Below are 514 nucleotides of genomic sequence, written 5' to 3' on the forward strand. Positions count from 1 at the left end.
ATTTTATGTTCTTGAAATTCAAAGGTGCTGATCCCTTCAAAGGCCAGAAACACCCAACGCGCGGTGGGGGATTGTGTCGGTTTGTTCTTCATATCGGGGAAAAACGGCACACTTTGTTTCAATTCGTGGCGAATTTTATGCTCCAGCGCCTCATAAACCATGAGACAACATGTCATCACCATTAACAGCGCTTCTATCCGCTCTGGTTTTTTCAGGAAAATGGCAGACGTCAGGAATTCCGGACTTTTCAGGAAGCGAAAACCCCGCTCTACCTTTTGTTGTGCCTTATAATTAGCCAGTAACACCGCCATATCAAGCCGTCCTTCATCCCGTTCATTGGTCGCTAAAATAAACCTCCCGACCCGCAATCTGGCCTGCTTCACCTTGTCTAACCGGGTATAAGCCTGACCGGCTAATTGATAATGAACCGATTTGGGGTGTTGATGCTTGCCGGGTTTCCCGCGCCCCGCATACGCGGTAATCGCCTGAATTTCCGGCGAGGCGATGCCGATAA

Annotated in this window: 1 protein-coding gene; it reads right to left on the reverse strand. The window is 49.0% G+C overall.

Annotated elements, in window-relative coordinates; all coding sequences use genetic code 11:
• Positions 1–514 (reverse strand): IS1634 family transposase (locus tag SLS51_RS23245; protein WP_323840841.1); only part of this gene is annotated, 514 nt, incomplete at both ends.

The sequence above is a fragment of the Photorhabdus africana genome, assembly GCF_035181445.1.
Lineage (GTDB): Bacteria > Pseudomonadota > Gammaproteobacteria > Enterobacterales > Enterobacteriaceae > Photorhabdus > Photorhabdus laumondii.